At 67.6% G+C, this 20,880-nt stretch carries 17 protein-coding genes; 13 read left to right on the forward strand and 4 right to left on the reverse strand.

What is annotated here, in order from left to right; translation table 11 throughout:
• Positions 1-7: 7 nt before the first annotated feature.
• Positions 8-1,183, reverse strand: coding sequence for an acyl-CoA dehydrogenase family protein (locus ASG69_RS07685; RefSeq protein WP_231476216.1), 1,176 nt, complete (start codon positions 1,181-1,183; stop codon positions 8-10).
• Positions 1,184-1,482: 299 nt separating this feature from the next.
• Here ASG69_RS07685 and ASG69_RS07690 point away from each other — a divergent pair, with 299 nt between their 5' ends.
• Together ASG69_RS07690 and ASG69_RS07695 are read left to right on the forward strand one after the other, a co-directional pair.
• On the forward strand, positions 1,483-2,769 hold the full coding sequence (locus ASG69_RS07690; RefSeq protein WP_056441690.1) for an aminotransferase class I/II-fold pyridoxal phosphate-dependent enzyme: 1,287 nt from the start codon (positions 1,483-1,485) through the stop codon (positions 2,767-2,769).
• 4 nt (positions 2,770-2,773) lie between these two features.
• Positions 2,774-3,280, forward strand: coding sequence for a DUF2505 domain-containing protein (locus ASG69_RS07695; protein WP_027504565.1), 507 nt, complete (start codon positions 2,774-2,776; stop codon positions 3,278-3,280).
• A gap of 6 nt (positions 3,281-3,286) precedes the next feature.
• On the opposite strand, the gene ASG69_RS22735 is transcribed toward ASG69_RS07695, so the two are convergent.
• The 3 genes from ASG69_RS22735 to ASG69_RS07710 are packed head-to-tail and all read right to left on the reverse strand — an operon-like array spanning position 3,287 to position 8,261.
• The gene (locus tag ASG69_RS22735; protein WP_056441694.1) at positions 3,287-4,927 is read right to left on the reverse strand and encodes an NAD-dependent epimerase/dehydratase family protein; all 1,641 of its coding nucleotides are present in this window, start codon (positions 4,925-4,927) and stop codon (positions 3,287-3,289) included.
• Positions 4,924-6,558: an MFS transporter gene (locus ASG69_RS07705; protein ID WP_056441696.1), complete on the reverse strand. Its 1,635-nt coding sequence runs from the start codon at positions 6,556-6,558 to the stop codon at positions 4,924-4,926. The genes ASG69_RS22735 and ASG69_RS07705 overlap by 4 nt, the downstream gene beginning before the upstream one ends.
• Positions 6,555-8,261, reverse strand: a complete 1,707-nt coding sequence (locus tag ASG69_RS07710; protein ID WP_082544314.1) for an MFS transporter — start codon at positions 8,259-8,261, stop codon at positions 6,555-6,557. Before ASG69_RS07710 ends, ASG69_RS07705 begins: the two co-directional genes overlap by 4 nt.
• A 455-nt stretch (positions 8,262-8,716) precedes the next feature.
• Here ASG69_RS07710 and ASG69_RS07715 point away from each other — a divergent pair, with 455 nt between their 5' ends.
• The 11 genes from ASG69_RS07715 (at position 8,717) to ASG69_RS07765 (ending at position 20,441) form a co-directional block, all read left to right on the forward strand.
• Positions 8,717-9,940 carry an ABC transporter ATP-binding protein gene (locus ASG69_RS07715; protein WP_056442352.1) on the forward strand — a complete coding sequence of 408 codons (1,224 nt, stop codon included), beginning with the start codon at positions 8,717-8,719 and terminating at the stop codon, positions 9,938-9,940.
• A gap of 9 nt (positions 9,941-9,949) precedes the next feature.
• Positions 9,950-10,744, forward strand: coding sequence for an MlaE family ABC transporter permease (locus tag ASG69_RS07720; protein ID WP_027504566.1), 795 nt, complete (start codon positions 9,950-9,952; stop codon positions 10,742-10,744).
• 3 nt (positions 10,745-10,747) lie between these two features.
• Positions 10,748-11,608, forward strand: coding sequence for an MlaE family ABC transporter permease (locus tag ASG69_RS07725; protein ID WP_027504567.1), 861 nt, complete (start codon positions 10,748-10,750; stop codon positions 11,606-11,608).
• The gene (locus tag ASG69_RS07730) at positions 11,605-12,936 is read left to right on the forward strand and encodes an MCE family protein (protein ID WP_056441700.1); all 1,332 of its coding nucleotides are present in this window, start codon (positions 11,605-11,607) and stop codon (positions 12,934-12,936) included. Before ASG69_RS07725 ends, ASG69_RS07730 begins: the two co-directional genes overlap by 4 nt.
• A complete protein-coding gene (locus tag ASG69_RS07735) occupies positions 12,933-13,997 on the forward strand; it encodes an MCE family protein (protein WP_027504569.1) in 1,065 nt (354 codons plus the stop codon). The genes ASG69_RS07730 and ASG69_RS07735 overlap by 4 nt, the downstream gene beginning before the upstream one ends.
• A complete protein-coding gene (locus tag ASG69_RS07740) occupies positions 13,994-15,013 on the forward strand; it encodes an MCE family protein (protein ID WP_037184706.1) in 1,020 nt (339 codons plus the stop codon). Before ASG69_RS07735 ends, ASG69_RS07740 begins: the two co-directional genes overlap by 4 nt.
• 56 nt (positions 15,014-15,069) lie before the next feature.
• On the forward strand, positions 15,070-16,299 hold the full coding sequence (locus tag ASG69_RS07745; RefSeq protein WP_027504571.1) for an MCE family protein: 1,230 nt from the start codon (positions 15,070-15,072) through the stop codon (positions 16,297-16,299).
• 2 nt (positions 16,300-16,301) lie between these two features.
• Entirely contained in the window at positions 16,302-17,564 is a 1,263-nt protein-coding gene (locus tag ASG69_RS07750; protein ID WP_056441703.1) for an MCE family protein, read from the forward strand.
• A complete protein-coding gene (locus tag ASG69_RS07755) occupies positions 17,561-18,811 on the forward strand; it encodes an MCE family protein (RefSeq protein WP_027504573.1) in 1,251 nt (416 codons plus the stop codon). Before ASG69_RS07750 ends, ASG69_RS07755 begins: the two co-directional genes overlap by 4 nt.
• 70 nt (positions 18,812-18,881) lie before the next feature.
• Entirely contained in the window at positions 18,882-19,610 is a 729-nt protein-coding gene (locus ASG69_RS07760; RefSeq protein WP_056441706.1) for a hypothetical protein, read from the forward strand.
• A 60-nt stretch (positions 19,611-19,670) separates the two neighbouring features.
• Positions 19,671-20,441 (forward strand): hypothetical protein, encoded by a 771-nt coding sequence (locus tag ASG69_RS07765; protein WP_156380455.1) that lies wholly within the window; start codon positions 19,671-19,673, stop codon positions 20,439-20,441.
• Positions 20,442-20,880: the final 439 nt, after the last annotated feature.

Consider the following 20,880-nt stretch of genomic DNA (forward strand, 5'->3'; position numbering starts at 1 on the left):
CGACACCTCAGGCCAGAGAGAAGTTCTCGCCGCGGTGGTAGGCCGCGAGGGACGACTCGGTCTCGCGGATCGACGGCGGGTGGAACGCGAACGCCGACACGACGGACTGCAGGTACGCGATGTCCGGGTCGGTGATGAACGCGATTCCGCCCAGTGCTGTCACGGCGGCATCGACCGCGCGCCGCAGTGCGCCTCGAAGCGCGATGCGGCAGAACAACAGTCGAGCCGAGATGTCGGCGCCGCGCTCACCCGAGTCCATCGCTGCGGCGACGGCCTCGAGGCCCGCGATCGCCGCTTCGAGTTCGGCGGCCGCCGAGGTGTAGACGCTGTCGCTGACCTTCGGGTGTCCCACGAGACGCTCCACGAGCGCGGTGGCCGCGCCGATGTACCCGGCGGAGGCGAGGATGCCGAACCACAGGAACCCGGTGAGCTCGTGCATGCCCTCCGGATCGTCCAGCGCGCCGACCATGGTCAGCGACACCGGCACGCGCACGTCCTCGAGGACGACCTCCTCGCTCTCCGCACCCGCGAGAACGGGCGTCGTCCAGAACGGACGCACCGAGACACCGGGCATCGACGCGGGGATGAGGGCGACCGCCTTGCGTGTCTTGCCGCCCTTCTTCTCGCGTGTCGCGACGCTGGCGGCGAGGAAGTCCATCGAGGCCGACAGACTGCACGGCTTCTTGCTGCCGTTGACGACGTAGTCGCCGTCGTCGTAGTAGGCGTCCACGGACGGCACCAGCGTGCTGCCCACGCCCTCCGCGAAGCCGGACGCGATGATCGACTTCTGTTCGATGAGGCCGGCGACGAGCGGCAGCTCCTCCTCGGGACCCGCCATGGCGATCTCGATGATCGTGGCGATCGACAGGTGGTGCATCGTGACGGCGGCGGCGAGCGACGGGGAGGCCGCGCCGATGGCCCGGTGGACGCGCAGTGCCTCGACGGCGGTCGCGCCGAGTCCGCCGAGCGAGGTGGGTGCGATGAGTCCGCACCCGCCCGCGTCGCGGAACGTCGCGATGGCGTCGCTGCCGGGCGCCTCGAGCACGGACAGCGGCGTGGCCTCGAGGTAGGTGGCGAGGGCGGGCAGCAAGCGACGGAGCGTGGCGCGTTCGGTGGACATGAGCCGCGACGGCTGCGCGGTCCCGTCGGACGCGAGAGCTGCTCTGTCAGCGAGAACGGACACGTACCGGCCTTTCGTCGAAGAAGGGTGACCGTGGCTGGGACGGGTGTGGGACACGTGCCAGCACGTCACTCGATACCGCAGTATTCGGGGTCGGCGACGGCCTCGATGGCGCCCGTCTCAACTGCTGTTGCATGACACAAGTGCAGTCGTGTTCGTTGGCAACTACTCACAGGTCGCGGCACCCTCGGGCCGCCTGTGCTGACCGTAGGCTCGAATCACAGACGTCTCCCGTCGCACGGGTCTCCCGGACCGGCGAGCGCACTCGCGTCACGTACCGATCCCCCAAACTTGGAGCGAACATGAGCTCGCAGAGAATGCTCGACCGAATCCGCCACGACAAGAGGATCTGGGCCCATCGTGTGCTGACGAAGCACGACCAGAACCCGTTCTTCCGCGTCATGAAATCGGTCAACGCGCCGGTCGTCGACGTGGAGGACCGCAGCGTCATCATGCTCGGTTCCAACAATTACCTCGGCCTCGCCGACCACCCGATGGTGCGCGCGGGAGCCGCTGCGGCACTGGACAAATACGGCGCAACGGTCACGGGCAGCCGGTTGCTCAACGGCACCATCTCGCTGCACACGGAACTCGAGGAAGCACTCGCCGACTGGCACGGGACCGAGCAGGCGCTGGTCTTCACGACCGGCTACCAGGCGAACCTGGGCGGTATCAGCGCGCTGTGCGGTGTCGGTGACACCATCATCGTCGACTCGGCCGCGCACGCGTCCATCTACGATGCCTGCCGCCTCTCACGTGCCACCATCCGCGCCTTCCGTCACAACCGGGTGGACCTGTTGGAGGAGAAGCTCTCCCGCTCCACCGGCGTCGTCATGGTGGTGGTGGACGGCCTCTACTCGATGCACGGCGACCTGGCCCCGCTCGACGAGATCGCCGCGGTCTGCGAGAAGTACGACGCGGCACTGTTCGTCGACGAGGCGCACAGCGTCGCGGTCATGGGCGCGAAGCGCACCGGTGCCGCCGAGCTGTTCGGTATCGAGGACGACATCGACGCCCGGATGGGCTGCCTCTCCAAGGGACTCGGGTCCTCGGGCGGTTTCGTGGCCGGCTCGAAGGACATCGTGGACGCCATGCGCGTGCATGCGCGCACGTTCCTGTTCACCACCGCGGGCGTGCCTGCTGCCCTCGGCGCGGCGCTCGCCTCCGTGCAGCTCATGCAGACCGAGGAGGGCGCCGAGCGCGCCACCCGCACACTCGCGAACGCGCGCTACCTGCACGACGGGCTCGTGGCGGCCGGTGTCGACGTGCACGCGCCGAGCCCTCTCCCGGACGGTACGGACATGGTCTCGCCCATCGTCCCCGTGAACGTCCGTGACGACCTGCGCACCGTCAACACGTGGCGGAAGCTGTGGGACGCGGGCATCTTCGCATCCGCCGCCATGTTCCCGGCGGTGGCCCGCGACGGTGCACTCCTGCGTCTGTGCGTCCAGCCCGATCACACCACCACCCAGCTCGACTACGTGGTGGAGCAGATGGGCCTGTTCCTCGGCGAGAACTCGTCCACGTCCGAGGCGGCGTCGGCCGAGGTGGGGGCAGCGCTCGCCGCGCCGGCGCCGGCATCGGTCTGACCCGGTGGTGACACAGGTCGACCAGCGCACGACGTACGACTGTGCCGCCGCGGTGCTGCACGCGACCCTCACCGACGAGAGATACTGGCAGGACCGGATCGCCGAGATCGGTGGCGGCAGTCGAGTGGTGGAGCATCGCGTCGAGGAGGGCCTGACCACCTCGGTGGTCGACCAGGACCTCGAGGCCGCGGCACTACCGAAGGCGTTGCAGCGCTTCGCCGGAGCGTCGATGTCGGCACGGTGCACCGAGTCGTGGCAGTCGGTGCGCGAGGACGGGTCCGCGCAGGGCCACTACACCCTGCGGGTCGCCCGGATGCCCGTGGTGATCGACGGGGAACTCGAACTTCTCGCGACCGGAGCGCAGCAGTGCGTGCTCCACTTCGTCGGTACGGTCGACGCGTCGATCCCGGTGATGGGTCCGGTGGTCGAGAAGATCATGGTCGGCGAGATCGACAAGAGTTTCTCTGCCGAGCGCGAGTTCACCCAGTCGTGGCTCGCCCTCCGGACCTGAGCCCTCTCATCTGCGGCGCGGGAGTGCGCGCAGGATCGCCTCCAGCACCTGGCGCTGACCACGGCCGGACGTGACGGTGGTTCCGCGCGGCACCGACACGGTCCGGTAGGAACCCGAGACCGGCTGCGCTGCCTGATGTTCGACTCCTCGCAGACGTCGGGGCAGGCGCGGTCCGTTCCGTGCGGCGAGCAGACCGTCCGTGCCCGGCACCGCCGTCAACGTGTCGTCTCCCCGGCGGAGGGCCGCGGCCGTCCGTCGGGTCCTGGTGCGCGGAACCCGCACGAGAAGAACGTCGGTCCCCGCGAACTCACCGGCCGCAGCGTCGATCGCCTCGGCTCGTGCCCGGCGTCCGGCGCGCCCCCGGATGCCGGTACCGAGACCGTGGCCGGGGGCGTCGAGCAGCACCACCCGCGGGCCGTGATCGGCCAGTGTCCGTGCCAGACCGGTGGCGTACCGCGCATGGGAGCCGCGGGGCAGCGCGAGAACGACCGTCGGGGCCGAGGTGTCGGTCCCCTCGTGGATCTCGGCGTGCACCGAGCCCGTCGACGTGCGGATCTGGCGGTGCTCGCACGAGGAGACCGCGCGATCGAGCTCGGCGCTGAAGGGCTTCATGTCCGGGTCAACGTCGCCCCACGTCCGTACGCGGCGAGTGGCGCCGTCCAGGGCCGCCTCGCACACGTGATGACGGACCGGCGCGTGGCGGGTCGACAGGATGGGGCGCCCGTTAAGCAACACCATGACGGCCGCGGCCTCGGCGGACGACATCGTCGGGGTCCACCCGGTGGCGCGTTCGAAGGCCGTCGAGTCGACGGCCGCCTCGCCCGAGGAGATCCAGTGGCTGGAGAACGGCAGGATGCGGAGCGCGTACGCGAGATCGACCACGGTGCGCAGGACTCGAAGCGGGATCGGCAGCACCAACTGGCCCTGCATCGCACCGAGTTCGCGCACCCCGAGCCAGTCGCGCGGACCCAGGTTGAAGGGGCCGTTCACGGGTGTCCGGACGGCCCGGTGGAAGGCGTCGGCCAGGTCGTCCTCGTGCAGGAACTGGTAGCGGGACTGCGCCGGATCGGGGAAGGCCACCACGGACTGCGTGAGGGTGTCGATGCCGTCGTTCGAGAAGTGGGTGCCCACGATGTAGGTGGGGCGCAGCATCGAGATGGTCATGCCGCCCTCGTGCCGGCGCAGCCACCACTCGACGAAGTGTTCCACCTCTGCCTTGTCGAAGAAGTAGTAGCGCAACGGATCCGACGTCGGGAACTCCTCCTCGGTGACGGGCACCGGAAGGTCCTCGCGTCCGTACGCGCTGACACTCGAGGCGATGACCATCGACCGCACACCGGCCCGGTGCGCGCACTCGACGGCGTTGCGCGAGCCCTCCAGATTGGTCTCGTGGATCGCGGCCTTGTCGCGCTGCTCCTCCACGACGAAAGCCAGGTGGATCACCACGTCACAGCCTGCGAAGGCAGTCTCGAGTTCGGGAGAGCGGATGTCCATCGCGATCGAGCGGAGTTTCGGGTGCCGCACGCGCGGTGCCCGGCGACCCAGCCCGATGACCCGGTCGATCTCCGGATCATCCAGCAGCACAGGGAGAATGACAGCACCGAAATCGCTCGTCGCACCGGTGACGGCGACGGTCAGGCCGCTCACCGTTCGTCCGAGCTGAACTGTCGGGTGGTGTCCTGTGGGTCCGTCATGACGACTCCTGTGGTGCGGTGGTGGCGGGGAAGCAGGACCGCGACGACGACGGCGCAGGCGAAGACGGCCGCGGCGGCGAGGTAGGACGCCACCTCGGACCCGGCCATCGCGGCTTCCTTCATGGACAGGACGAGGTTGTCGCGCACCGCGGAGAACATCTCGGGGAGCGGGTACTGCTGGATCTGCTGCACGCTGAGGAAGCTGCCGTTCACGTACTCCCGGTCGCGGTCCGAGAGGATTTCCGACGGAATGGTCGCGACGAGTGGGCCGACGGTGGTGTTGTAGTACGACGCGGTCACGGATCCGAGCACCGCGACACCGAGAGTGCCGCCGAGTTCCCGCGTCGTGTCGTTCACGGCCGAGCCGGCGCCGGCCTCGTCGATGGGCACGGAGGACATGATGGACTCGGTCGCGGGACCCTGGATCACGGCGATGCCGACTGCGAGCACGATCATCGTGGGCAGCAACAGCCCGACGTACGAGCTGTCGATGCCGACCTGACCCGCCATGATCATGCCGATGCCCACCAACAGCAGGCCCGCGACGATCACCGGCATGGTGCCGATCCGCTGTGCCAGCGAGGTCGCGGTCGGTGCGCTCACCGCGAGGGCCACCGCGAACGGCAGTGTGGCGACACCGAACTCGAGCGGCGAGTAGCCGCGGACGCCCTGGAAGTACTGGGTGATGAGGAAGACGTACCCGAAGAGCGAGAAGTAGGCGACCGAGATCGCGAGCGCCGGCATCGCGAAGGGTCGCAACCGGAACAGGCGCACGTCGAGGATCGGGCTGGACACGCGCGACTGGCGTACGACGAAGGCGGACAACAGAACCAGGGACACCGCGATCCCGCCGAGCGTGGGCACGGTCACCCAACCGTGACCCGGCGCTTCGATGAGTGCGTACACCAGGAGCGAGACCCCCGAGAAGGACAGAGCGACACCGGGCAGATCGAGCGGACCGGTGGCCGCAGCACGTGATTCGGGCACCACGGCGACGATGCCGATCACCGCGACGACGGCGACCGGCACGTTCAGCCAGAACACGGAGTGCCAGGTGAAGTGTTCGATGAGCCACCCACCCGAGACCGGCCCGATCGCGATAGCGACACCGGCGATCGAGGCCCACACCCCGATGGCCACGGCGCGGTCCGCGGGAGTACGGAACAGGTCGATGATCACCGCCAGGGTCGCGGGCAGCGCGGCGGCGGCGAAGACCCCCATCAGTGCGCGCGAGGCGATCAGTTGCGGCAGGTCGTCGGCCACCGCGCCCACCACCGACATCGCGGCGAGACCCACGACGCCGATCAGCAGCATGCGGCGCCGCCCGATGCGGTCGGTGATGTTGCCGAACGCCAGCAGCAGACCGCAGAACGTGAGGATGTACGCGTCGACGATCCACTGCAGCCCCGTGAAGCCGGCGCGGAGGTCGGTGGAGATGTCGGGCAGAGCGACGTTGACGACGGTGTTGTCGAGCACGACCAGCAGCTCGACGAGACAGATGACGAGGAAGGCGATCATCCGCCGCGGTGACGAGAGGAGGTGGGACGACGACCGCGGCGGCGGCGCGGCGTGTCGGCCGGTCATGACGGCGAGTCCGGGCCGCCGCCCGGTGCGGAGCCGACGTCCTTCGTTGCGGCGAGACGGTCCACCGCGCGCTCGTCCGAGGTCTGCGGTGCCAGCATGCCCGTGGTGCGGTACGAGGCGGGGAAGAAGAAGAAGACCAGTGCGGCACAGACGAACACGGCTCCGGCCGCCACGTACGCGGCGATGGACGATCCGCGCAGAGCGGCTTCCTTCATCTCCAGGATCAACTGTGCGCGTTGCGGTTCGAACATCGCGGGCAGGTCTCGCTTCTGGATCTCGATGACACTGAGCACGCTGGACTGCGCGTAGCCCTTCTCGGTCTCGCTCATGATGGCGGTGGGGATCCGTTCGACGAGCGGCCGCACCGTCGACACGTAGTAGGAGGCGACGATCGACCCGAGTACCGCGACACCGAGAGTGCCGCCGATCTCGCGGGTGGTGTCGTTCACTGCGGCACCGGCTCCGGCCTCGTCGAGGGGGAGCGAGGACATGATGGATTCCGTCGCGGGGCCCTGGATGATCGCGATGCCCACCGCGAGCAACAGCATCGCGGGCAGGACGAGCGTCAGGTAGGAGCTGTCGATCTCGACGCGGCCCGCGACGAGCAGTCCCGCGCCGATGAGGACGAGCCCGGTCACGAGAACCGGCATCGTGCCGATCTTCTGCGCGACGATCGTCGACACCGGGGAGCTGACGGCCAGCGCGGCGGCGAAGGGCAGTGTCGCGATGCCGAATGCGAGAGGTGAGTACTCGCGCACTCCCTGGAAGTACTGGGTGATGAGGAACAGGAAGCCGAAGAGACTGAAGAATCCCACCGCGATCGACACGGCCGGCCACGCGAACGGACGGATGCGGAAGAGCGACACGTCGAGCACGGGGGACGAGATGCGTCGCTCCCGCTGGACGAACAGCACGAGGAACACCGCGGCGAGCACGAGACCGCCGATCGTCCGCCACGACGTCCAGCCGAAGTTCGGTGCCTCGATGACCACGAACACCAGCAGGGTGACGCCGGCGATCGACAGGATCACGCCGGGCACGTCGAGCGGGCCCACCGCCGAGGCCTTCGACTCGGGGACGATCAGCACCACGAGCACGACGGCGACGAGGGCGACGGGGACGTTCATCCAGAACACCGAGTGCCAGGAGAAGTGTTCGAGCAGCCAGCCGCCCGACACCGGTCCGATCGCGACGGCCACGCCGGCGATGGACGACCACACGCCGATGGCGAGAGCACGCTCCTGCGGCTTCGGGAACAGGTTGGTGATGACGGCCAGGGTCGCGGGCAGGACCATCGCGGCGAAGACGCCCATGACCGAGCGTGAGGTCAGGACGTGGGCGAGGGAGTCGCCGAGCGCACCGATCACCGACGCGGCGCCCAGGCCCGTGAGGCCGACGACGAGGAACAGCTTGCGCCCGTACCGGTCACCGAGGTTGCCGAACGCCAGGAGCAGGCCGGAGAAGGTGAGGGTGTACGCGTCGACGACCCACTGCAGGCCCGAGATGCCCGTCGCCAACTCGATGCCGATGGACGGCAGCGCCACGTTGATGATGGTCATGTCGAGGACGATGAGGAGTTCGGCGATGCAGATGACGCCGAAGGCCGCGAGTTGGCGACGCCGACCGATCTCGGTGCGGACCCCGAACGTCGAGTGCCCCCTCGACCCGGGCGTGCCCGTGTCGTCCCTCGAGCTGCTGCCCATGGCGTGATCCCCCGTATTCCCCCCGGACCCCGCCCGCGGATGCAGCGCGGCGAGTGTCGTGCGCGAGCGCAACGCTAGGTGTCACGACGGCACTGTCGACGCTAACGGCGGGAGCGCGGGAGAAGTCGGTGTCACGTCACAGAGTTGCGTCAGCGAGCCGGTGACGCCGTACGACGCTGCAGGTGGGAGCGCCCGTCCCGCGCCACGCGGCGTGAGCCCGGGCCACCCGCGCGTGCACCGCCGCCACCAATTTCGGCCTTGTCGGCTCCGTTCCCTCGTGAATCGGGCGTTCATGGGTCACACTTCTATCCGGAGACTGCGGCCAGGTCGGGGGACGTGTTACTGGGCGGTAAGGTCCGTGGTCGTTGCGACCACTCGGCTGGGTTAGAGTGACGCGACGCACACAGGTGTCGACGCGTTCGCGTCGTGTGCGACGAGCAGTGGGAGGGATCCACATGGGTGTCGAGGTTTCGGTCGAGGGATTGACCAAGTCGTTCGGTGTGCAGAAGATCTGGCAGGACGTCACGTTGACGCTCCCGAAGGGTGAGGTCAGTGCTCTCCTGGGGCCGTCCGGTACCGGTAAGTCCGTCTTCCTCAAGTCGCTCATCGGCCTTCTCCGACCGGAGGAGGGTTCGATCGTCGTCGACGGCACGGACATCATGGAGTGCTCGTCCAAGGAGCTCTACGAGATCCGCAAGTTGTTCGGCGTGCTCTTCCAGGACGGCGCCCTCTTCGGCTCCATGAACCTGTACGACAACACCGCCTTCCCGCTTCGTGAGCACACGAAGAAGAAGGAGGACGAGATCCGCAGCATCGTCATGGAGAAGCTCGAGCTGGTCGGTCTGACCGGTGCCGAGAACAAGCTCCCCGGCGAGATCTCGGGCGGTATGCGCAAGCGTGCCGGTCTGGCGCGTGCGCTCGTCCTCGACCCCGAGATCATCCTGGTGGACGAGCCCGACTCGGGCCTCGACCCGGTGCGCACCACCTACATCAGCCAGCTGCTGCTCAACATCAACGCCCAGATCGACGCGACGATGCTGATCGTCACGCACAACATCAATCTCGCGCGCACGGTGCCGGACAACATCGGCATGCTGTTCCGCAAGAACCTCGTCATGTTCGGTCCGCGCGAGGTGCTGCTCACCTCCGACGAGCCCGCCGTGAAGCAGTTCCTGAACGGCACGATGATCGGGCCGATCGGCATGAGCGAGGAGAAGGACGAGGCGCAGATGCGCCAGGAGCAGGCCCTCTCCGATGCCGGCCACAACCTCGGCGGTGTCGAGGACGTGGAGGGCATCATGCCGCAGATGGATCCCACGCCCGGCATGCCGCGTCGTCAGGCCGTGGATCGTCGTCGCGACCGGGTGCGCAGCATCATGCACACCCTGCCCGAGCACGCACAGCACGCCATCCAGCAGAGCCTCGACGAGGCGGACGGCCAGGACGGCCGTCAGGCGGAGCCGGCGTACGCGGGTGCTCAGCAGGGCTACCAGGAGTCGTACGGTCAGCAGTCGGGCCACGACCAGCAGCCGGCCTACGGCAACCAGAGCTACGACCAGGTCCAGAGCTACGACCAGGGTCAGACGTACGACCAGAATCAGGGCTACAGCAACCAGGGGTGGAGTGAGCCCGGCCAGGACCGGAACGACGGTCTCCCTTCCAGTGGCTCGCGGGGCTGACCGAAAACAATGGCTAAAACGAAGAACCCGATTCTCAAGTCGGGCACTGCAGCGCTGGCCCAGGCAGGAAACATCGTCGAACTTCTCGTCGATGTCGCGCGCAATACCTTCCGGCGCCCCTTCCAATTCCGCGAATTCATCGAACAGGCCTGGTTCATCGCCAGTGTCACCATTCTTCCGACCGCGCTGGTCGCCATTCCGTTCGGCGCGGTGGTCTCCCTGCAGACCGGGTCGCTGATCAAGCAGCTCGGCGCCGAGTCCTTCACCGGTGCCGCCAGCGTGCTGGCGGTGGTCCAGCAGGGCAGTCCCATCGTGGTGGCGTTGCTCATCGCGGGTGCGGCGGGATCGGCCGTGACGGCCGACCTCGGTTCACGCACCATCCGCGAGGAGATCGACGCCATGCGGGTGCTCGGCATCGATCCGGTGCAGCGCCTGGTCGTTCCCCGCGTGCTCGCGATGATTCTCGTCGCGCTGCTGCTCAACGGCCTGGTGTCGGTCATCGGCATCGCCGGTGGTTACTTCTTCAACGTGATCCTGCAGGACGGAACGCCCGGCGCGTACCTGGCGTCGTTCTCCACGTTGGCGCAGCTGCCCGACCTGTGGGTCGGTGAGCTCAAGGCCGTCGTGTTCGGTCTCATCGCCGGCGTCATCGCGTCCTACAAGGGGCTGCATCCCAATCCCGGTCCGAAGGGCGTGGGTGAAGCGGTGAACCAGACCGTCGTCATCACGTTCCTGATCCTGTTCTTCGCCAACCTGATCATGACGTTGGTCTACCTGCAGGTCGTCCCTGCGAAGGGAGGGTGAGCGATGACCATCGCTCGTGGTCGTGGAGACCGCACCCTGCTCCGGCTCCGTAGCGCGGCCTCGGCTCCGCTCGGTGTGCTGGACCGTGCCGGTGAACAGATGTCGTTCTACGGACGCGCGATCGGGTGGATCCCGAAGACGGCCGTGCACTACAAGAAGGAGACCCTCCGCCTGCTCGCGGAGGTGACGTTCGGTTCCGGCGCTCTCGCCGTCATCGGCGGCACCATCGGCGTCATCCTGATGATGTCCGGGTTCACCGGTGTCGTCGTCGGTCTGCAGGGCTTCGCGGCGCTCGAACAGCTCGGCAGCCAGGTGCTGACGGGCTTCCTGTCGGCGTACGTGAACACCCGTGAGATCGCGCCCATCGTGGCGTCCCTCGCGCTGTCCGCGACCGTCGGCTGCGGCTTCACCGCCCAACTCGGCGCCATGCGCATCTCCGAGGAGATCGACGCACTCGAGGTCATGGCCGTTCCGTCCGTGCCGTTCCTGGTGTCGACGCGCATGATCGCCGGATTCATCGCCGTCATTCCGCTGTACATCGTCGGCCTGCTGTCCGCCTATCTCGCGTCCCGCTTGGTGAGCACCGTCTTCAACGGTCAGTCACCGGGCTCGTACGACCATTACTTCACGCTCTTCCTGCCCCCGGAGGACGTGCTCTACTCCTTCGCCAAGGTGCTGGTCTTCGCCTTCGTGCTCATCATGATCCACTGCTACTACGGCTACACCGCGTCGGGCGGACCCGCCGGCGTCGGCGTGGCCGTCGGTCGTGCCGTGCGTGCCGCACTGGTCACGGTCGCGGTGCTGAACTTCTTCCTGAGCCTCGCCATCTGGGGCACCACGACGACGGTGAGGGTCGCCGGATGAACCACGCTCCGTCGGCGACGCGTCGTCGCCTCCTCGGAATCGGATTCCTGCTCGTCGTCGTTCTCTTCGTCGCCTGGAGCATCACGACCTTCAACAAGACGTTCAAGGACGTCGTCATGGTCGACCTGATCACCGACACCGTCGGCAACGCGCTGCCCGCCAACGCGGACGTGAAGGCGCGCGGCATGATCGTCGGCGAGGTGCGGTCCGCCACCACCGAGAACGGTGAGGTCACCTCCGAGCTGGCACTCGATCCCGGTCTCGTGGGCACCATCCCCTCCAACGTCACCGCCCGGTTGCTGCCGAAGACGCTCTTCGGCGAGCGCTACGTCGCGCTCCAGATCCCCGAGAACTCCGCCGGCGCCAGCCCTCTCGCCGAGGGCGCGGTGATCCGTCAGGACACCAGCGGCAACGCGGTCGAGGTCGGGCAGCTGCTCGACTCGCTGCTCCCGCTCCTCGACGCCATCCCGCCGCAGGATCTCGCCAACACGCTCGGTGCGCTGTCGCAGGCTCTCGAGGGCAACGGCGAGCGGCTCGGTCTGACTCTCGACCGGCTCGAGGAGATCTTCTCGGGTCTGAACGACGAGCTGCCGAACATCCAGCAGGATCTCGTCGGCATCGCCGACCTGTCGGAGACGTACTCGACCGCGGCTCCGGATCTGATCGACGCGCTCGACAACCTGCGCGTCACCGGGAACACGGTGGTGGAGAAGCAGAACGACGTCACCACGCTCCTGGCGAGCGCCACCGCGTCGTCGGGCTCGCTGGCCGACCTGGTGCAGACCAACGCCGAGTCCATCGTGTCCATCGCGGCGGACTCCCGCGAGGCGCTCGAACTGCTCGCCGAGTTCTCCCCGTCGTTCGGCTGCACGTTCACCGAGTTCGTCCGTGTCGCCGACGAGGCGAAGAAGATCCTCTCGGTCGACGACGCGTACCCCGGCGTCCGCGCGTCGATCAACTTCGTCAACCCCAAGGGGCGCTACATCCCCAACCAGGACGAGCCGCGACTGTTCGACACCCGTGGCCCGTCGTGCTTCGAGAACGTGACCACACCCGGCAAGTTCTTCCCGCAGTACCCGGGCAGCGGCGTCAACGACGGCTCCTACCAGGTGCCGTCGCGCAACCCCGGTCCCGCGGTCGACCCCGGCGCGCTGCCCAACCCGCTGCAGTCGCCCGTCCCGGCGGCCTACGCCGGATCGGACATCGAACGGGACACGCTGGCCGTGGTCTACGGCGGAGGCTCCGGCATCTCGCCGGACAGGGTCCCCGCGTGGACCACCCTGGTGGGCGCTCCGGCGCTCCGCGGCACGGAAGTGAGTGTGCGATGAGAGGCCTAGCGGCACCGCTGATCAAGCTGATCGTCTTCGCGGTGGTGACCATTCTGGCGACGGCAGCCCTGGCGTTGACCATCGCCAACGGCGCCGGGTCCGGCAAGACCAAGTTCTCGGCCATCTTCACCGACGTCTCCTCGCTCAACGAGGGCGACGAGGTGCGCATCGCCGGTGTGCGCGTCGGCCAGGTGGAGAAGATCGAGATCCACGAGCGTGACCTGGCTCAGGTGGACTTCGCGCTGACCGAGCGTGAATGGCTGCCGGCCTCCACCACCGCGACCATCCGCTACCGGAACCTGATCGGGCAGCGCTACATCGCGCTCGAGCAGGGCACGGGCGACCAGGGCGAGAAGATCACCAGCGGAGCCACCATCCCGCTCGATCGGACGTCCCCCGCGGTGAACCTGACGACGCTGTTCAACGGCTTCCGTCCGCTGTTCCAGACGCTGACGGCCGACGACGTGAACAAGCTGTCGTACGAGATCATCCAGGTCTTCCAGGGTGAGTCGGGCACCATCGGCGATCTGGTGCGCGACACCGCGAGCCTGACCAACACGGTCGCGGACAAGGATCAGGTCATCGGGGCGGTCATCGACAACCTCAACGGGGTCCTCGACACGGTGAACCAGCACGACAAGGAACTCGACCAGTTGATCGTGAACACCCAGGCGCTGGTGTCGGGGCTGTCGGCGGATCGTGACACCGTCGGCTCGGCGGTCACCTCGCTGGCCGGTCTGACCGACGCGACAGCGGATCTGCTCGAGCCGACCCGTCCGTCCATCCAGTCGGCCATCTCGTCGATCGACGGACTGTCGACCAAGATCAACAACCGGCAGCAGGACTTCGACAACATCCTGTCGAACTTCCCGGTCAAGCTCGAGAAGCTGATCCGCGTCGCCAGCTACGGCTCGTGGTTCCAGTTCTATCTGTGCGGCATCGACATCGTCGCCGGGCCGGGCTACGCGCCGCAGCTCAACCTCCCGACAGGACTGCCCACCATCAATCAGCCGCTGTACACCAACTCCGCGAAGCGTTGCGCCGCAGGAGGTATCTCGTGACGAAACGCAAGCCCGCGGTGCTGGGTGCCCTCGGCATCTTCATCATCCTGATGGCGACGCTGTCCGCGTTCTTCCTCGACTCGCTGCCGATCATCGGTGCCGGATCGAAGTACACCGCGAACTTCTCCGAAGCGGCCGGTCTGCGCGCCAGCAACGAGGTGCGGATCGCCGGCGTGAAGGTCGGCAAGGTCACCGACGTCGCCCTCGACGGCGACAAGGTGAAGGTCGAGTTCACGGTCAGTGACGCGTGGGTCGGCGACAAGACGTCGGCGTCCATCCAGATCAAGACGCTGCTCGGCCAGAAGTTCCTCTCGCTCGAGCCCAAGGGCGAGGAGCGGCTGAACCCGCGCGACGCGATCCCGATCGACCGCACGACGGCCCCCTACGACGTCATCGACGCGTTCTCCGACGCCGCCCGCACCACCGGCGACATCGACACGACGCAGCTCGCGACGAGCATGGAGACGCTGTCGCAGGCGTTCTCCGAGACGCCGGAGAACATCCGCGCGTCGCTCGACGGTGTCACGCGGTTGTCCGAGACCATCTCCTCCCGTGACGACGAGCTGAGCAAGCTTTTCGCCGCTACCGACAAGACGACGCAGGTCCTCGCCGACCGCAACCAGGAGTTCACCAAGCTGATCGGTGACGCCTCGGTCCTGTTGCAGGAGTTGAACAATCGGCAGCAGTCCATCTCGCAGCTGCTCATCGGCACGCAGCGGGTGTCCACTCAGCTGACCGGTCTGATCCGCGACAACGAGGCACAGATCGGGCCCGCACTCCAGTCGCTGGGTCAGGTCATCGACACCCTGAAGACCAACAACCAGAACATCGCCGAGGCGATCAAGCTGTACTCGCCGTTCGTCCGGCTGTACACCAACATCGTCGGTAACGGCCGCTGGTTCGATCAGGTCATCGTCAACACCTTCCCGCCCGGTCTCCCGGACATTCCGGGATACCGTGAGCCGATTCGCACCCTCGGTGTGGATCCCGTCCGTAGTCCGGGAGCAGGCCAGTGACCGCATCCACCGACCAGGAAGCCCCGTCGAACGGCGGCTTCTTCAGCAAACGCAACCTGGGAATCATCGCTGCCGTCGTCGCTGTCGTGGTGCTGGTCGTGTTCGCGCTGTGGTGGGCCTTCACCCGCCTCGGCACCACCACCATCACGTCGTACTTCGACAAGACGGTCGGCGTGTACGAGGGCACCGAGGTTCGCGTCCTCGGCGTCAAGGTCGGCACCGTCACCAAGGTCGAGGGCCTGGGCGATCAGGTGCAGGTCGACATGCGCGTCGATCGCGGCGTCGACATCCCCGCCGATGCCCGCGCCGTCCAGCTCGCGCCGTCCGTCGTCGCCGACCGCTACGTCCAGCTCGCGCCGGCGTACACCGGCGGCGAGAAGATGGAGTCCGGTGCCGTGATCCCACGCGAGCGCACGGCCACTCCCGTCGAGGTCGACGAGCTGTACAAGAGCATCGACGAGCTGTCGGCCGCGCTCGGACCGAACGGCGCCAACCAGAACGGCGCCGTCTCCGACCTCGTGACCACCGGCGCGCAGAACCTGGCCGGAAACGGTGAGGCGCTGAACGATTCGCTGACCCAGCTCTCCGGTGCCGTCGAGACGCTCGACTCGTACCGCGGCGATCTGTTCGGCACGATCCAGAATCTGCAGACGTTCGTCAGTGCACTGTCGGCGAACGACCAGCAGGTGCGTGCCTTCAACAATCAGTTGTCCTCGCTGACGAGCTTCCTGGCGGGGGAGCGGGAGAACCTCGGCCTCGCGCTGAACCAGCTCTCGGTCACGCTCGGTGACGTCGCCACCTTCGTGCGGGACAACCGGGACCAGCTGTCCAACGATCTCGACGACCTCGCTCCGACCACGCAGTTGCTCGCCGACAACCGCCAGAACCTGGCGGACACGTTGACGCTGCTGCCGCTGGCCGTCGCGAACGTCGCGAACTCCTACAACGCCGAGTCCGGATCGCTGGACGCGCGCCTGATCTTCCAGGAGTTCCAGGATCCGAAGACGTTCTTCTGCAGTCTCATCGATCTGCAGAAGCTGCGCCCCGGCGATCCGCAGTTCGAGGCGCTCGGCCGTCAGATGCAGCCGATCGTCGACAACTGCGGGGCAATCATCGACCAGGCCGTCGCCGGTGTGAAGACGCCGACGCTGGTCCTGCCGTTCGGGTTGCTCAGCGCGGACAACATCCAGCGCAACGTCGAGCCCGGCACCGTGCCCGGTGTCGAATCGCCGCGGGTCGACGACCTGCAGCTTCCGGGCCTGAACATTCCTGCGGAAGGGGAGTGACGATGAGAGTGCGCTCGCGTGGCCTGATGGTCGCCTCCGGTGCCTGCGTCGTCGCCGTGACGCTCAGTGCCTGCGGATCCAGCGGTATCTACGGGATCCCGCTGCCCGGCGGTGCCGACGTCGGATCGGATCCGATCCGGTTGACGTTGCAGTTCGACGACGTGCTGGACCTGGTTCCGCAGTCGACCGTCAAGGTCGACGGTGTCCAGGTCGGTCGGGTCACCTCGGTCTCCGTGCCGAACGACTCGTGGATCGCCGACGTCGAGGTCGAGGTCGACTCGTCCGTGGACCTGCCGGCCAACGCCATGGCGTCCGTCCAGCAGACCAACCTGCTCGGCGAGAAGTTCGTCCAGCTCAGCGTTCCGGCCGACGACGCGGCGTCCGCGCGCCTCGCCTCGGGCGACACCATCCCCGTCGAGCGGACCCGCCACGCCACCGACATCGAGCAGGTGCTCGGCGCGCTGTCGATGTTGCTCAACGGCGGCGGCGTCGCGCAGCTCGCTCCGATCGTCAAGGAGCTGAACACCGCGCTCGGCGGCCGCGAGGACCGGGTGCGGAACCTGCTCGAGGAGGCCAACTCGCTCATCGGCGGCCTCGAGGATCAGAAGGCCGACATCACGCGCGCGATCGACGGTCTCGACGTCCTCACCGGCACGCTCGACCAGCAGACCGAGAAGATCGACCGGATCCTCGTCGATCTGCCGGTCGCCACCGAGGTGCTCGAACAGCAGCGTCCGCAGCTGACACAGCTTCTCGGTCAGCTCGATCGTCTCGGGCAGGTCGGGACCGACGTCATCGAGCGGTCGAAGGACGATCTGATCGCCGACCTGCGCGCACTGCGCCCGACCCTGCAGGAGCTCTCGACCTACGGCGACGAGCTGATCACGGACCTCGCGTTCGTGCCCACGTTCCCGTTCCCCGACGGCGTCGAGAAGATCACCCAGGGCAACGCGGTGAATCTGTTCCTCAGTGTGGATCTGCAGATCGGCAACCAGCTCACCGCGCTGGGCGTCGGCCAGGGCAACCCGATCTACAGCGCGCCCCGCAACGGCGATCCCAAGCCGCGGGTCGATCCGTCGAACCCGTACTACAACGGCAACGGCCCGCGTAACTCCTTCCCGACCATCTCGCTGCTGCCTCTGCCGCCCATCATCCCGTCGCCGACCCCGGCGCCGGGTGTACCCGCCGCCGCACCGTCGGCGAACCCGTTGGACGGCATCCTGCAGCAGTTCGGGATCGTTCCTCAGAACGAAGGTGGACAGTGAGATCCAAGCTGGTCAGCACACAGCTGATCCTCTTCGTCGTCATCGCCGTGCTCGGCCTGGTGTACGTCGGTGCCAAGTACGTGCGCGTCGACCAGCTGTTCGGTTTCGGCCAGTACACGGTCACCGGTCAGTTCGCCGATTCCGGCGGCATCTTCAGCAACGCCGAGGTGACGTACCGCGGCATTCCCGTAGGGCGCGTCGGTGAGCTGAAGCTGACCGAGCAGGGCGTCGACGTCGAACTGAAGCTCGAGAAGAGCGCTCCCGACGTCCCGGCCGACACCATCGCCGTGGTGGCCAACCGCTCCGCCATCGGTGAGCAGTACGTCGATCTGCAGCCGCGCACCGATCAGGGCCCGTTCCTGCAGGACGGCGACGTCATCCTGCAGGACGACACGTCCATCCCGACGCCGGTGGAGAGCCTGCTCAAGAACGTCAAGACGCTCGCGGACTCCGTGCCGGTCGACGATCTGCACACCGTGGTGACCGAGCTCGGTACCGGCTTCGCCGGCACGGGTGACTCACTGCAGCAGCTCGTCACCTCGCTGGACAGCTTCTCCGAGGACGGTCTCGCCAACCTGCCGCAGACCCTCACGCTGATCCGCGACAGCCGTGTCGTGCTGGACACCCAGTCCGAGCAGTCGTCGTCCATTCAGCAGTTCAGCTCGGATCTGGATCTGGTCACCGCGCAGTTGCGGTCGAGCGATCCGGACATCCGGCGACTGATCGACAACGGGCTTCCCGCCAGCGACCAGGTCGGCGCGCTCGTCGACCAGGCCGGCCCGGGTCTGACGACCAACCTGACGAACCTCGCGGGTGTGACCAGTGCACTGAGCCCGCGCACGTTCGCACTGCGTCCGCTGCTCCAGTTCCTCCCGGCCCTGGCTCAGGGAGCGAACTCGGCGAGTCCGGGTGACGGCACCATTCACTTCGGCATCGCGCTCGAGGTGAACAACCCGCCGTCGTGCACCCAGGGTTACGAGGGCACGCAGGCGATCCTCGACGCGGAGTACGCCAAGAATCCCGACTTCGATCCGACGCAGCAGGACTTCCCGTTGAACCTCGACGCGAACTGCACTGTGCCGCAGGGGTCCCTGACGGGTGTGCGCGGCGCCAACAGCGTGCGCTTCGCCGATCCGCAGACGGTGCAGCCGTGGGACGACAAGCCCAAGGTCGCGCCGGACCCCCTGGATCTGAACCCGATCGCGACGCAGCTGGCCGCACTGCTCGGTGTGACGGTCCGCCCCTGACCGTCGAGTCGGGTGAGGAGAGGTGCGCGGTGATGGCAGCGAGAAGTTACCCTCAAGTAGGGTGTCTGCTGTGACGCCAACCACCTCTCCTTCCGACCCGGACCTCGACGGCACCGACACCGGTGACGGCACGTCCGAGTCCACGCCCGCACCGGCGCCGCGCACGTCTCCGGTCGCCACGGCGGTGACTGCCGCGGCCGCCGCGATCACGTTGATCGCGGCCGTCGTGCTGAGCATCTTCTGGTTCCTCGCGTACCAGGAGTCCTCGGACGCCTCCCTGCGGGACGACGCCCTCGCCGGCGCCCGGCAGGCGGCGATCAATCTGAACTCCGTCGACTCGAACGATCTGGACAAGACGTTCGCCGACATCGAGTCCTCCATCACCGGTGACGAGCTCACCAACGGTCTGAACGACACCAAGGATCAGTTCCGCCAGCAGTTCGCGGAGACCGGTGTGGTCACCACCGCGGCGGTGCAGCACGCGTCGCTCGTCGGGTTCAGTTCCGACGACGGCACCGCGCAGTCGCTCGTGGTCCTCACCACCGACACCACCAAGCCGGACGGCAACGAGCGGTACCAGAGCACCCTGCGTCTCGAACTGCAGGACGTGGACGGCACGTGGAAGGCCACGCGTATCCAGCCCATCGGGCAGCGCATCCCCCTCGAGGTCCCGGGCGCACCCGCTGCGACGGGCGATCCCGCTGCACCCACCGATCCCGCCGCCACCGATCCCGCAGCCCCGGTCGACCCCGCCGCGCCCGTCGATCCCGCTCCCGCACCGACCGACGGCGGTCAGTGACACCTCGCTGCCACGACGCCGTCCGTCCCGCTCGCCTCGCACCAGCCAGGAGTTCTCTTTATGCCCCCCGCACGCCGTAGACCCCCCACAGGCGCTCCCCGTGTCCCCGCCGGCAGCGTTCGTCGACCCAAGGTCGCCGGACGCTCCACGGCGCCCCCCGCAGGCGGCGACGCGATCGAGGACGAGACCACGAGCGCGTCCACCGGCGCGGCCTCGACCGTCGACCTGTCGAAGTCGTCGGCCGACACCGCTGCGGTCGACAGCGTTGCCACGGACTCGGTCGTGGCCGAGACGACCGAGACGACCGAGGCGGACGACGGCGCCCCCGCCGGCCGCACGGCCTGGTGGACTCCCCGCACGATGCTGCTCGCCGCACTCGCCGTGGTGTTCGCCGTGATCGCGCTCCTCGCCGTGGTGCGCCCCGGTACGTCCGAGGTGAGCAACCAGGCATGGGTCGACACTCCGGCCACACTCGAGGTCACGTCGGCCGGGCGCGACGCCCTGCAGACGGTGTTCAGCTACAAGTTCGACACGATCGACCAGGATCAGGCGGCCGCCCGCGCGGTGCTGAACGACGAGCGCCGCGGGGAGTACGACTCCACCGCGGAGCAGACCAAGCAGGGCGTCATCCAGACGCAGACCACCACGACCGCCACGGTCACCGACATCGGGGTGTCACTGCTCGACGGTGACCGGGCCGAGCTGCTGGCCAGCATGGACATCGCCGCGACGCAGGACACGGTCGACCAGGGAACGGTGCAGACGCCGGTCTCGGTGACCATGGAACGTGTCGACGGAAAGTGGCTGCTCGCGACCATCGACAACCGCTGATCGCCCGCGTCGAGCGGATTCGGGGGACGAAACGCCGCTCTCGCTCTTGACGCGAGGGCTTCGGGAGTCCACTCTGATTACCGGATTCATCGAACGCGGGTGCGACCCCGCTGCCATGATCGAGAACGACGCCGGAGCAAATGGAGGCACCGGGCGCCGGGATCGACGGGCAGGGGCGTACGGCAGTTCGTGGATGACGGCCCGTGCAGTCTCCGGGCCGAGCGCGCTCCCCGCGCGGACGCGGTTGCCATATCCGCCGCATTGGGGTACTTTTGGACGTTGCGCTGGGTGCCTCCTGTCCACTTCCAGACTTTGCCTGAATCGACACGTGTGTCGATCTCTGCTGAGCGAGGACTTCGTACGGGTAGTGACCAGCGAAGTTCCCACACAAAGAAGCAGATTAGCGACGGTCGCGCAGTGCACGAAGCGGCCCGCGTGA

The sequence above is a fragment of the Rhodococcus sp. Leaf225 genome, assembly GCF_001426145.1.
Taxonomy (GTDB): domain Bacteria; phylum Actinomycetota; class Actinomycetes; order Mycobacteriales; family Mycobacteriaceae; genus Rhodococcoides.

Excerpts from the sequence above, each read along its gene's own strand:
- ASG69_RS07690 (WP_056441690.1), top strand. The coding sequence starts at position 1,483 with ATGAGCTCGCAGAGAATGCTCGACCGAATCCGCCACGACAAGAGGATC.
- ASG69_RS07705 (WP_056441696.1), bottom strand. The coding sequence starts at position 6,558 with ATGACCGGCCGACACGCCGCGCCGCCGCCGCGGTCGTCGTCCCACCTC.
- ASG69_RS07710 (WP_082544314.1), bottom strand. The coding sequence starts at position 8,261 with ATGGGCAGCAGCTCGAGGGACGACACGGGCACGCCCGGGTCGAGGGGG.
- ASG69_RS07715 (WP_056442352.1), top strand. The coding sequence starts at position 8,717 with ATGGGTGTCGAGGTTTCGGTCGAGGGATTGACCAAGTCGTTCGGTGTG.
- ASG69_RS07720 (WP_027504566.1), top strand. The coding sequence starts at position 9,950 with ATGGCTAAAACGAAGAACCCGATTCTCAAGTCGGGCACTGCAGCGCTG.
- ASG69_RS07725 (WP_027504567.1), top strand. The coding sequence starts at position 10,748 with ATGACCATCGCTCGTGGTCGTGGAGACCGCACCCTGCTCCGGCTCCGT.
- ASG69_RS07730 (WP_056441700.1), top strand. The coding sequence starts at position 11,605 with ATGAACCACGCTCCGTCGGCGACGCGTCGTCGCCTCCTCGGAATCGGA.
- ASG69_RS07735 (WP_027504569.1), top strand. The coding sequence starts at position 12,933 with ATGAGAGGCCTAGCGGCACCGCTGATCAAGCTGATCGTCTTCGCGGTG.
- ASG69_RS07750 (WP_056441703.1), top strand. The coding sequence starts at position 16,302 with ATGAGAGTGCGCTCGCGTGGCCTGATGGTCGCCTCCGGTGCCTGCGTC.
- ASG69_RS07765 (WP_156380455.1), top strand. The coding sequence starts at position 19,671 with ATGCCCCCCGCACGCCGTAGACCCCCCACAGGCGCTCCCCGTGTCCCC.